The organism is Vibrio sp. VB16, assembly GCF_015594925.2.
GTDB lineage: Bacteria > Pseudomonadota > Gammaproteobacteria > Enterobacterales > Vibrionaceae > Vibrio.
The window spans coordinates 1,149,942-1,162,293 of sequence record NZ_CP087591.1 but is presented as its reverse complement, the minus strand read 5'-3'; the positions used below and the strand labels follow the sequence as shown (position 1 = coordinate 1,162,293).

Sequence of the window (12,352 nt, the reverse complement as noted above, 5' to 3'; positions counted from 1 at the left end):
CACTATTCATCGATCAGTCTTTTGGTCATATTGTATCCGGTTACGTTGAATGCCAACTTTTGATACAGTTTTTGGGCTCGCTCATTATTCGTCGCCACTCTTAGATTAAGAAACTCAATACCATTTTCAATTAAGCGCGTCTCTAATTCCGACAATACCTGTGTTCCGATACCGCAACCTCGGAAATCTTTGAACACATAAAAATCATAAATAAAGGCGGCTTTATCTGCCGGCATCATTTTGTACCACAGATACCCTACTAATTGGGCTGCCGACTCAACACCAAACTCAATACAGTACATTTCATGATCGCTGGCTTCCACACCATCAGGAAAACATTCTTTAAGTTTATGATCCGCAACATCTGATGCTTTACTCAACGTGTAGCCATAATTCTCCGCCAAGTCTCTCCCATACGCCAGCATTGAGTACTGTCGATAGGCCAAAAACTCATCATCTCGCATTTTTCTGAGTTTTATCATGATGCACCTTCTTAATTCACAATCGTTAGATATTATTAAGACAATAGCTCGAATGGATTTAAACTCAAGTCAAACTATGATAATCGGAAGTAAAATCGACAATTAGAGCTTGGTTAGCCTAGCAATACCTGAGACAATCCCAAATACAATTTAAAATACAGGTTTTCTATGAAACTTTTAGTGCGCAACCTTGCTCGCAATACCACAGAACAAGAAATTCGTGTCCTATTCTCTGCGTTTGGTACCGTTAAACAGTGTGACTTAGTGTTAGATCAAGAGACAGGGCTGTCAAAAGGATTTGCATTTGTTGAAATGCCAGAAAAAAGCGAAGGGATAGCAGCAATTGCCGGCCTAAATCAGACCGAAGTGGCGAATAACAAAATAAGAGTAAAGTCAGCCAATCAGTAAATTCTGAACCGTTGATGGTTAGCTGCCGAATAGGTAAATGACCGAATTTTACATACTACCGCTAGCAACTTTTACATACACCATGGCAAATAGCCCGGCAAAGACAACAATTGTTACGAGTAATTTGAGCCAGAGAAATTTCATACCACATGCCTTCTTATTGTAAAAATGAATTAGTTGTATAACGTTAACACTCAGCGTGCAAATAAAAGCCCCATTGATCTATTATCAATAGGGCTTTTATTTTAGCATTTTTGCTCACGTGCAGTTCGAGATGGTTATAACATACCCAACAATTTTTCTGCCGCTGACTCTGAACTCGCAGGGTTTTGACCCGTTACGATAAGTCCGTCTTGTACTACAAACGAAGCCCAGTCACTTACTTTTTGATATTCTGCACCACGTTTTTTTAGCTCATCTTCCAGTAAAAATGGAACGACGTCTGTTAGCTGAACGGCTTCTTCTTCTGTGTTACTAAATCCCGTAACCGCTTTTGCTTTCACTACATACTCGCCTTCAGAGTCCTTTGCATTAAGTAGAACCGCTGTTGCGTGGCAAACCGCAGCTACAGGCTTATTGTTTGCTAAGAAGGATTCAACTAACTTTACAGAGTTGGTGTCGTCAACCAAATCCCATAACGGACCGTGACCGCCTGGATAGAATATCGCATCGAAATCCGATTCATTCATATCTTCAAGTTTCAGTGTATTCGCGAGGCGCTGTTGTCCCGATTGATCTTCGTCGAAACGTTTCGTTGCCGCCGTCTGAAAATCCTCTAACTCACTACTAGGGTCAATCGGTGGTTGTCCGCCTGCTGGTGACGCCAAAGTAATCTCAATTCCTGCGTCTAAAAACGCGTAGTAAGGTGAAGCAAACTCTTCAACCCAGAAACCCGTTTTTTTGCCTGTATTGCCGAGATCTGCGTGTGAAGTAAGTACCATCAGTATTTTTTTTGCTGTTGTGTTTGTCATGATTACTTTCTCTTATTTTATTTGTTGGATGACCCTATTGGATATAGCACCACTATATATCCGCTATGATATTTAGACAATGAGGCGTTTATGCACTACATTAGTTCAATTATTAGTATAATAGGTTAATACCAATATGAACATATCGATTGAACAGCTTAAAAGCATGGTCGTGTTTACCCATATTGTAGAACAAGGTAGCTTTAGTGCCGCCGCAAAAAAAGTTGAGCTGTCTAGAACGGTGGTGAGTTACCACATGAAAAAATTAGAAGACAATTTGGGCGTAAAACTTCTCAACCGCTCCACGCGAAGTATATCGCTTACTGAGGCAGGGAAAGCGTATTACGAAAGCTGTAGGGTCATCACTGAGCAAGCGCAGTTTGCACAACAGAAGATGGATAATTTTAAGAACGAACCACAAGGGCTTATTAAGATTACCTGCCCGGTTAACGTGGGTTTACAATTAATCGTCCCTGCACTCAACGAATTTAAAGAACAATTTCCAAAGATAGACTTAGATGTCATGTTATCCGACGATGTCATTAATATTATTCAAGAAGGCATCGATCTTGCGATTCGAGGCGCGCCTCTACCGGATTCAGGATTACAAGCCATTAAATTATCAACACTCCCTACTTGTTTATGTGCCTCTCCAGACTACTTTAATAGATTTGGCCGCCCAAAAAGCCCAACCGAACTTGATGGCCATACATGGGTTGTCTATAAGCAAACATCGACCACCTTGGAGATAACGAAGGGCTCTCGTTCATTTCGAGTCAAAGTAGCCGGAAGTATTTCTACCAACAATGCAGCGGCAAGAACGGCATTTGTAGAAGGTGGGCATGGGCTGGGGCGAATTCCACTCTATGATGTCACACCAAGGCTCAAGTTAGGGAAATTAGAAACTATATTAGACGATTACAGCCTTGCACCGATCAATGTATACGGGGTCTTTCCTCCTGGCGCTTCGGAATCCAAAAAGCTTCGAGTGCTACTCGATTTTCTCAAATCTTATTTTGCCAACAGGGACGCAAGAGAGAGGCGCAGCCTATCTTAAAGCCGCATGTGATTTTTGGACGATGTTAGTCAAGAAAAAACCGGACGAAGAACCAACAAAAATCGTTCACTAATCAAGCATCGCACAGCCCAACACAGCACTATTCACAATCTAACTAAAAAGCAGTACTCAATTCTTATTAAAAATGATTATACTTACATCACATCAGAAAGTTAGGTTTGCCCCCACAGTTATAATAGGTTTCGACTCGTAAATGCATAGTGAAATCAAGATTTCCGAACTAAAAATAGGTATGTACGTCGTTGAGATTACAGAGCAAAAAAGTAATTTTCGCTTAAGTAATGCGAGTTGGATTAGAAACCAATCTGCTCTTGAACAACTTCAAAAATCTGGCGTGATCAAGGTATTGGTTGATCCTGCAAAGCGAAAATACCCCAAGTCTACTAACCCTCTAAAATCCGTCCAAAATAAGAGTGCGTTTGAACATTTAGAAAAAACGCAAGAAATCCTAAATGAATCAAAAGAAGTACAGCGGAAGGTTTTTGAAAACATCCAAAATGGGCTGCAAATTGATATAGACGAAGTAAAAAAAACGACTCGTAACTATATTAATACCTTGTTCGAAAACCCTAATGCTATCGGCTGCTTACAAAATATTAGAGACAAAGATCAATACCTATTGGAGCACTCTCTCGGTGTCGCCACCTTGACTGCCATGTTCGCCCGGTACTTAAAACTAGATGAAGAAGTTATTCAACATATGGCTATCGGCGCAATATTGCATGATATTGGTAAAGTTGATATTCCTGATCGAATCCTCTATAAACCCTCTCGCCTTACAACAGCAGAGTTTGATGTGATGAAATCCCACGTTACTGAGTCGATTAAAAGGCTTAAGCAGACTCCTGGTGTATCAAAACTCTCATTAAATACGGCCGCTCTCCACCATGAAAAATTAAATGGCAGTGGCTACCCAATGGGCTTAGGAGAGAGTGACATCCCTATTAACGGTCGAATCATCGCGATTTGTGACGTATTTGATGCACTAACCGCAACCCGTTGTTATAAACAGAGCTTCACCCATACCAAGGCATTTGAAATTATTCGAAGAATGGCTGCCGAGGGAGAATTAGACGAAATATTAGTAAAAAGATTTATCGACTGCGTTGGTTCTTATCCTGCCGGATCCGTTGTTGAGCTGAGCTCTGACAAGTTGGCCATTGTCGATAACAGAAACATTCAAGATACGACTAAGCCTCGCGTATACTCTTTTTATGACCTGACGACACGGCAATACTGTGATGTGAGTTATATCGATTTGGAAACCATAGAGAACGTTCAGATCGTGAAATGCATCAAAGCTGAACAATATGGGCTGAACATGGGTGATTCAGTCGACTATATCTCTAAAAATCGCACGAAATCAGTCTAAAGAATGTGCATTGCCTTCATTCAATTATCCAAAAAGGCACCTGTTGTGCTTGAAGGAAAGATCTCGCCTCTTTACCATGAAGCATCGCTATGGTGCTAATTAATCCAGCCTGAATACAATTGCTACCCGCAACAGTGACCTGCGCAGGTGCCTGTTCTACTGGCCAACCTGTTTTAGGACTGACTATATGGCTATATCGGACACCATTTTTAAGAAGATATCGGTTTGCATCACCACTTGTTGCAAGACCGCCCTGCACAAGGTTAATTGATTTTTGGCTGTCATTACCGATTGGCCGTTCAAAACCAATAAGCCAAGGTTTATTCGAAGATTTGGGCTGACTAATGGCTAGATCACCGCCGAAATTAACCAATACCGACGTATTCGTTGCCATCTCCCTCATTTGATTGGCGACTTTGTCAACGGCGTACTCTTTTCCAATGCCACCAAAATCCACCTCCATTCCTATAGGGATACAGACCTGATTTTCATCAAATTTGACCTTATCCCAACCTATAAATGGTAATAATTGCTCTATTTGTTCTTTAGATGGGATCTGACCACCTCCATCAAACGTCCACACCTTCCTCAATACACCCGACGTAATGTCGAACATCCCATCACTTATTTGAAAGCATGTGTCGGCAAACTGGAGCAATCGAAATGTTTCGTCATCTATCGCGACCGGTTCGCCATTACTACAGTTAATCTGAGAACAGAGATTATCTCTTTTATAGCGGCTGAATTTAGACTCAATGTCGTGTGTAATGTCTGCAGCACAGTTAAGTAATTGCTGTGCGAGTTTCTTCTCACACGGTTCGATCAGTATCTCGCAGAGACTTGCCATGGCAGGAAATACTCCCTGCCAGTGATCAACTTTCCAATTCAACGTTAATGGCTTATCAACCATACTTTTCCCTGATCTGACTAAAACGAATAATTAACTTGGGCGATGATGGCACTAATCTCCGGATACAGGTCATGTTGAGCCAGTTGCCCGGGTTCATCAAACCCTGCATTTTTTGGTTGTTGTACGTAATATTCTAGTCTAAATGCGAGTTCGTCACCATTGATTGGTAGGCCATATTTAAAGCCAATAGTATAGGTGTTCATCTCGCCTAATCGATAGTCCGCACTCATATATTCCGGCAATGCAGCAGAGCTCATGAGATACGGTGAATAAAAATCGGCAGCAGATTGAGTATAAAATCGAATGTGAGGTTCAAGATAGTGATTATTGCTAAACCTGTAATTGTAGCGCACATCGATTGTATGCGAGTCAATCTCCCAGTCATCGAGCATGTATCGATAACTTACATCTAATACCTGCCCACTGATATTCGCTTTCGTCTGCCAAAACAATACGTGTTTCGTGCGTGAATCCGGACGATTTTCATACAAGTTTTGTTGTGTGGTACCTGTATCATCCACCACACTAACCAGTTTAAACGGGTCGGTTAAGTAACCACTTACATTAGAATAATTATAGTTTAACGATGTTATTAACCATCGGTTTATAACCTGGCTAACACCAAAATTTAACTCCGTTGTCGTTTTGGTTTCGCTGCTATCTTGACGAGTATTATTAAACGCCGCGTTAAACTCGGCATCGGATGAATAGTCATTGCGATAGACCATCTCGGAACCACTGACAGGTATGCCACCTTCAGGTTCAAGTGTATCGAAATAACCACCGATCCCCATGGTAAGTGCCGTATTATTTTGATTCAGGGAGCGAGTAAAGCCAAGGTTTCCACCCAGAGATAGATAATCATACTCCTTGCTCAAATGTAACCCTGTAGACCAGTCCCACACGCGATTTATTGGAGAGCTCCAACCCAAATTAAGTTGAACACGAGTATCATGAAACGTGTCGTCTAGCGGGGTATCACCGGGGGCGACGACATAGGACCCATTTCCAGAAGGTCTTGTAAACGTTTGTGCTTCATTTTGCGCCACCGCACCAGTAGGAGATGCACCAGTTAATGCATCTACTGTCAGTTTTGAGCTAAATACCTGCCCATCGCCATTTGTTCTCGTCGCCCCAAACATCCCTTCCGACGCCATGACTCTGCCTGAATCTTCTCCGTAGTATAAGATTGCTGTGTCATAGTCCCAGACGGCGTCTGAACTGTTCTCATCCGCCTGTGCATTAGGGCTAACCAGCAATTGACTTGCAACGGCGAGCGCACTGCTAATTTTTCCTATTTTTGTTAATTGCATCCACAACCTCCTGCCGCACTACCACGGCCACCACTCGTCGCTTCTTTACTAAAATAAATATGGTCATCAAAGCTTTTATCTATTTCGTTTGCCTGTAGTTCCATTCTAGGATCGGCAAGAAGATCTTTTTCCCATGGCTGTACCCCTAACTGACTGCATGCCGCTATAAGGCTAATGCTTACCAGCATTAATAATATCTTGGCGTTTTTCATTCTTGCTCCTTAAGGCTGAATTAACACGCTTATTTGTTCCTTGAGCTCTTGCTTATCACTGGTTTTGAAACCGACATGCATGCCAACAATTTCACCGTTTTTAATTAGATAACTGCTTGGCATTGCCGGTACCTTATAGGCACTCGCTATCTCACCTTTAGGGTCATAAACAACAGTAAAATTTGCGGGGTTATCTTGTAAAAATTGTTCGGCTAATAACCGGTCACTGTCCACATTAACAGTGATGACCTTCAAACCTTTGTCACCGAATTCACTTTGCAATTCATTCATAAACGGAAAAGAATATCGACAAGGGCCACACCAACTTGCCCAAAAATCCAAGTAAACCCAGCTACTTTCAGATACAGCCTTTAGGCTGGTTTGTTGACTTTCAAGCTCAAAGTTAAAATCGGGAGCCGCATCATTGGCAGCGAATGAATGCGCGCTAAAAGCAATACACAATATAGAAACTAACCGATTGATTACTCTCATCATCCAAACCTCATTATTATAATTATCGTTATATCTCTTTGAGCATAGAACAGATCATGTGAAAAAAGTGTAAATAGATAATTCACCACCATAAATAGGAATGAAAATCATCTTCATTTCTATTTATATCAATACTTTACACTGATTTACACTAACTTACACAGAAATACATTCACAGTATTAATATTAAGGTACACACACAGATAAGGTATGAATCATGAACAGTAAATTAGCACTTTCAACTATTGCCATTTTAGGTTTGACTATTGCTGTTGGAGTGAACGCCGCTGGCAGAAGCAACAACATGGCAAGGGCTAATCAGATGCCAACCTTTATTCAAATGGATGCGAATCAAGATGGGAATGTCAGCCTAGACGAATTTAACCTCTTTAGAGCAAACCAAATTGCTCAAAAAACAGCAGAAGGTCGAGCATTAAGAAATATGTCTAATGCCCCTATGTTTGAAAATTTAGATACCAACGGAGACCAACTCATTGACCAAGATGAATATCAAAGAATGCCATGTAACAACAATCGACAAGGTTGGAAAGGAAAAGGGCAAGGTCGCTCTTCATAAAAACTAAAATCTCATATGAAAAATATGGGATTTTTTTTCTGATTATAATTAGAATATTATAACTTACTAATTATTAGGGAAGTAAAATGTCTCAGTTCAATTGGAAGCAAAGAGTTCTCATTATTCCACCTCTTATTCTGGGAGGGATTCTTTTATTTCTTGCTCCGGGAATGAAGGCAGAACCACCAGCGATAACACAATCAACAGGTAAAAAAGTTGTTCGGGTTTTAAAGATTGTTCCTAGAAAATTGCAGCCTGTCGCTGTCGGCTATGGGCATACCCAACCGGGTCTAGAGTGGGAAGCCCAATCAGAATTGGATGGCACTATTATATGGGAAGCGGGCATCCTTCAAGAAGGCAATATCGTTAGCAAAGGGACGCCATTATTAAAGGTTGACCCGTCAGTGTACGAACTTGAAGTTGCAAAACTGAATGCCGAAATCGAAGTGGCCAAGCTAAAAGACAAAACGATTTCAGCATCTTTAAAGATCGCTTCAGAAGAGTACAGAATTCAACAATCAGAATATGAACGCTCTATGCAACTGAGTAAAACAGGCCATATATCCAAAACAGAAAAAGACCGAGCGACACGAGAACTATTGAGTAATCAGCAGCAATTACAAACGCTGAAAAACAGCATCGTGATCAATCAGGCTGAGCAGCGAGTCATGCAAATGCAGCTCGCCCTTGCGGAACGAGATCTACAACAAACCACTATTTCCGCCCCTTTTGATCTTCGTATTACGGAAAAAGTGGCCGGCATTGCTGAATACGTCAATAAAGGGGAAGTTCTACTTCGTGCGGACGGCATAGACGCGGTAGAGGTCAGTGCGCAGTTCGCACTAGGAAAAATGCGTCCACTGCACCAAGCCGCCGATAAGAGTGACATGAGAGGTGATCTGCATCACGAGCTAGAAGCGCTCGTCGAACTAAAAGCGGGTAACCGTATAATCACTTGGAATGGGGCCGTAAACCGATCTGGCGGGCAGATTGACGCACAAACACAAAGCCAAAGTATAGTGGTACGTATCAACAACCCTTATGAACAGGCTCAACCCGGTAAAAAACCCCCTTTAATCAGAGACACATTTGTGAAAGTGACATTAAAGGCACCTGTGTTAAAAAATCAGATATTAATTCCCGCAAACGCTATCCATCAAGGACATGTTTATGTCGTTAACAGCGACGGAAACCTAGAGATCAAATCGGTCACTGTTGCTTTTATTCAAGACCAAGTCGCCGTAATTAAGGATGGGCTTTTGCCAAACGATAACGTTGTGGTGAGCAAGCTATCTCCGGCCGTCAAAGGCATGCCTTTGAAACCTCAATCAGACAAAAAAATGGTGGCATGGTTGAATGACATCACTGGTTTCTCTGTTGGAAAAACACGGAAAACGGAGGGTAAGTTATGATTGCCTTCTTTGCTCGGCATTCGACTGGCGCAAATGTGCTGATGATAACAATACTATTATTAGGCGCATTTGCATTGCCCAAATTACAGAAAGATACCTTTCCCGTCACACCAACCAAAGACATTGAAGTCCGAATTAATTATCCAGGCGCCTCGCCAATGGAGGTGCTAGAGCAAGTATGTTCACCATTAGAAGATTCTCTGGATAAGCTCAACGGGATCAAAGAACTCACTTGCGATGCGAGAGAAAACATCGCAATTGCCAACGCGGAAATTACAGCCGGTGAAGATATTGATGTCCTCACAGCAGATATCCAGCAACAGGTCAATGCTATCAGCAATTTTCCAGATCGAGTGGAGCAGATTACCGTAACCAAAAAGGATCGGACGGCGAACGTTGCCAGCGTGGCGATAACCGGTGACATGTCTGAACAAGATCTCTATTACTATGCACAAGAGGTGAAAAATCGACTCAAAGCCCACCCTTTAATCGCACAAGTTGTGGTCTCTGGTTTTTCTGAACAAGAGATAGAAGTACGCATCTCAGATTGGAAACTAAAACAGTATGGGTTAAGTATTTCTGACCTTTCTACCTTAGTTGAGCAACAAAATATCAGCAGCCCTGCAGGGGTATTTACCAATCAATTGGAATCGTTAAGTGTCCGCTTTAACCACCAAAGTAACCATGTTGAGGACTTCAAAAACTTAGTCATCAAAACCAGCGAAAAAGGCAGTCAAATTCGTCTCGGTGACATCGCTAAAATTGAACAAAAATTCGCACTAGACGAAGAGAAAATTCTATTTAACGGGCAACAAGCGGCCCTATTACAGGTATCAAAGACCTATTTTCAAGACACGTTAAAAGTAAAAGAAGCGCTAGATAAGCTGATAAAGCGCGAACAAAATATGGCCGCCGCTGGCATTGAATTTACGATCACTCAAGATGTCAGCGTAAACATTAACGAACGCCTTCGTATATTGACCAGTAACGGAATACAAGGGCTAGCACTTGCGTTTTTAATGTTGTGGGCATTTTTCAATATCCGCTTTAGTTTTTGGGTTGCAATGGGTTTACCTGTCTCGTTCCTTGGCTCTATCTTTGTTATGCATTTACTCGGCTATACCATCAATATGATGACCATGGTTGGTCTTATTGTTGCGATCGGATTATTGATGGATGATTCATTAATCATCGCCGAAAACATAGCAGCAAAACGCCAAGCCGGTATGTCATCATACGAGGCAGCAATCGTTGGCACTAAACAAGTATTCCCTGGGGTCATTGCCTCGTTTGCAACAACGTTAATGGTCATCGGCCCGCTCATGTTTTTAAGCGGCAAGCTTGGGGAAGTACTACGCTATATACCGATCATTCTTCTGATCACTTTACTGGTCAGCCTTATTGAAGCATTTTTGATTTTACCCTCTCATTTAGCCCATAGTCATATAGAGACCAAATCCAACCCGATCAGAGATCGATTCCTCTCGACCTTCGAACGGATAAGAGACAAAATATTTGTCCCTATCTCAGTCAAAGCCATGGACGCTCCCTACTTTACCTTAGGGTTAATGTTAATGGTTGTGCTCGTTTCAACAGCCACTTTTCCTGCTGGTTGGCTAAAATTCAAAGCGATGCCATCATTAGAAAGTGATACCTTACAGGCCAGAATTTTATTACCGCAAGGGAGCCTTTTGAATCAAACTGAAACGGTAGTAAGCAAAGTATCCGCGGCGCTAACTGACCTTAATCAAGAATATGCCGCCAAATTCCCAGATTCGCCTCCCTTAATTGAAAGTACAACTATCATGTACAACACCAACGTCGATGCCAATGAATCTGGCCCCCATTTAGCGACAATCAGCGCCGATTTACTCGCGGCGCAGTTCCGACAAGAAAGCATAAAATCGTTAATTCAAAGCTGGAAGAAGAAGGTTGGACCAACAGCAGACGTGGTATCACTCAAATTCACAGATAAAGAGCGCGGAATTGCTGGCAACGGTATTGATATTAGAGTGCAAGGTAGCTCTCTTGATGAGCTGAACAAAGCGAGCCGCTCTCTTATCAAGTGGCTGAAAGGTTTCGATGGTGTATTTAACCTTTCGAATGACCTACGTGATGGCCGAACCGAGATTCGTGTGAGTCTAAAAGATGAAGCGGGTGTCGTGGGTATCAATGCAGCGCAAGTTGCACAGACATTAAGAAGTGCAATAAAAGGTGGTACTAACCTTTCAGTATTCCAAAATGGCGAAACTCTAGATATTACCGTCAGGGTAGATGAATTCACCTATCAGGCAAGTTTGAGCGGTCTAAAAGATCTCGCGGTTACCGCTTCGAATGGACAATTGGTGCCTCTCTCTAGTGTGGCCGAATTTCAAGAGAAACAGTCCTATTCGAGAATCAACCGTATTAATTCGCTAAATACCGTTACTGTACAGGGCAACGTGAATACCAGAATCGCAAACTCCAGAGAAATTATGCAAAAATTCTATGGGGAGTTTGTACCGAATTCAAAGAAAAAATTCCCTGATGTCACTTTTTTTTCTCAAGGACAAGACAAAGAGAGCGCTGACACTGGTTCGTCACTATTGACCTTTTTTTCCCTAGGTGTGATTGGCATCTTTCTCATTCTGGCTTTTCTATTCCAGAGCTTCAGTCAACCCTTCGCCGTTCTGCTTGCAATACCGATGGGGTGGATCGGTGTTATTTGGGGGCATCTAGGTATGGGGCTAGATCTCACCATTCCGAGCTTAGTCGGATTCGCGACTCTTGCTGGTATCGTGGTTAATGACAATATTCTTTTGGTTAATTTTGTTAAAGAAAATATGGCGAAAGGCCAACATTTAAAAGAAGCGTGTAAAGAAGCCGTTCATGACCGATTCAGAGCGATTTTTATTACCTCATTAACGACATTTGCCGGTCTGTTGCCTTTACTTACAGAAAGTAGCACTCAGGCTCAGTTTTTAATCCCACTCATTGCGAGTATTGCGTTTGGGTTGATGACGGCAACATTACTCGCTTCCATTATCGTCCCCTGCGTACTATTAATATTGGACGACTTGAAGCTAACGTCTTTTGTCCCATTAGAAAAACAATCGGACACTAAGTCCCCAGTCTCGATTAACTAA

General features: G+C 42.0%; 12 protein-coding genes. 6 read left to right on the top strand and 6 right to left on the bottom strand.

Annotated elements, in window-relative coordinates; all coding sequences use genetic code 11:
* Window positions 1-2 precede the first annotated feature (2 nt).
* Complete coding sequence (locus IUZ65_RS21615; RefSeq protein ID WP_195706073.1) at window positions 3-482, bottom strand: GNAT family N-acetyltransferase; 480 nt, start codon at window positions 480-482, stop codon at window positions 3-5.
* 168 nt (window positions 483-650) lie between these two features.
* On the opposite strand from IUZ65_RS21615, the gene IUZ65_RS21610 reads away from it, so the two are divergent.
* Window positions 651-890, top strand: a complete 240-nt coding sequence (locus IUZ65_RS21610; protein WP_195706072.1) for an RNA recognition motif domain-containing protein — start codon at window positions 651-653, stop codon at window positions 888-890.
* A gap of 278 nt (window positions 891-1,168) precedes the next feature.
* On the opposite strand, the gene IUZ65_RS21605 is transcribed toward IUZ65_RS21610, so the two are convergent.
* The gene (locus IUZ65_RS21605; RefSeq protein ID WP_195706071.1) at window positions 1,169-1,861 is read right to left on the bottom strand and encodes a type 1 glutamine amidotransferase domain-containing protein; all 693 of its coding nucleotides are present in this window, start codon (window positions 1,859-1,861) and stop codon (window positions 1,169-1,171) included.
* Window positions 1,862-1,997: 136 nt separating this feature from the next.
* Here IUZ65_RS21605 and IUZ65_RS21600 point away from each other — a divergent pair, with 136 nt between their 5' ends.
* On the top strand, window positions 1,998-2,918 hold the full coding sequence (locus IUZ65_RS21600; protein WP_195706070.1) for a LysR family transcriptional regulator: 921 nt from the start codon (window positions 1,998-2,000) through the stop codon (window positions 2,916-2,918).
* 214 nt (window positions 2,919-3,132) lie between these two features.
* On the top strand, window positions 3,133-4,311 hold the full coding sequence (locus IUZ65_RS21595) for an HD-GYP domain-containing protein (protein WP_195706069.1): 1,179 nt from the start codon (window positions 3,133-3,135) through the stop codon (window positions 4,309-4,311).
* A gap of 16 nt (window positions 4,312-4,327) precedes the next feature.
* Here the strand turns inward: IUZ65_RS21595 and IUZ65_RS21590 are convergent, their stop codons facing one another.
* Genes IUZ65_RS21590 through IUZ65_RS21575 form a run of 4 tightly spaced genes read right to left on the bottom strand, consistent with a single transcriptional unit; the run spans window position 4,328 to window position 7,241 of the window.
* Window positions 4,328-5,221 (bottom strand): FAD:protein FMN transferase, encoded by an 894-nt coding sequence (locus IUZ65_RS21590; protein WP_229638275.1) that lies wholly within the window; start codon window positions 5,219-5,221, stop codon window positions 4,328-4,330.
* A gap of 17 nt (window positions 5,222-5,238) precedes the next feature.
* Window positions 5,239-6,534 carry a DUF3570 domain-containing protein gene (locus IUZ65_RS21585; RefSeq protein ID WP_195706068.1) on the bottom strand — a complete coding sequence of 432 codons (1,296 nt, stop codon included), beginning with the start codon at window positions 6,532-6,534 and terminating at the stop codon, window positions 5,239-5,241.
* A complete protein-coding gene (locus IUZ65_RS21580; RefSeq protein ID WP_195706067.1) occupies window positions 6,525-6,746 on the bottom strand; it encodes a DUF4266 domain-containing protein in 222 nt (73 codons plus the stop codon). Before IUZ65_RS21580 ends, IUZ65_RS21585 begins: the two co-directional genes overlap by 10 nt.
* Window positions 6,747-6,755: 9 nt before the next feature.
* Window positions 6,756-7,241 (bottom strand): TlpA family protein disulfide reductase, encoded by a 486-nt coding sequence (locus tag IUZ65_RS21575; RefSeq protein WP_229638274.1) that lies wholly within the window; start codon window positions 7,239-7,241, stop codon window positions 6,756-6,758.
* Between the two features lie 214 nt (window positions 7,242-7,455).
* Between IUZ65_RS21575 and IUZ65_RS21570 the strand changes: the two genes are divergently transcribed.
* From IUZ65_RS21570 to IUZ65_RS21560, 3 genes are all read left to right on the top strand, one after another.
* Window positions 7,456-7,815 carry an EF-hand domain-containing protein gene (locus IUZ65_RS21570; protein WP_195706066.1) on the top strand — a complete coding sequence of 120 codons (360 nt, stop codon included), beginning with the start codon at window positions 7,456-7,458 and terminating at the stop codon, window positions 7,813-7,815.
* Window positions 7,816-7,901: 86 nt separating this feature from the next.
* The gene (locus tag IUZ65_RS21565; protein ID WP_195706065.1) at window positions 7,902-9,227 is read left to right on the top strand and encodes an efflux RND transporter periplasmic adaptor subunit; all 1,326 of its coding nucleotides are present in this window, start codon (window positions 7,902-7,904) and stop codon (window positions 9,225-9,227) included.
* Entirely contained in the window at window positions 9,224-12,352 is a 3,129-nt protein-coding gene (locus tag IUZ65_RS21560) for an efflux RND transporter permease subunit (RefSeq protein ID WP_195706064.1), read from the top strand. The genes IUZ65_RS21565 and IUZ65_RS21560 overlap by 4 nt, the downstream gene beginning before the upstream one ends.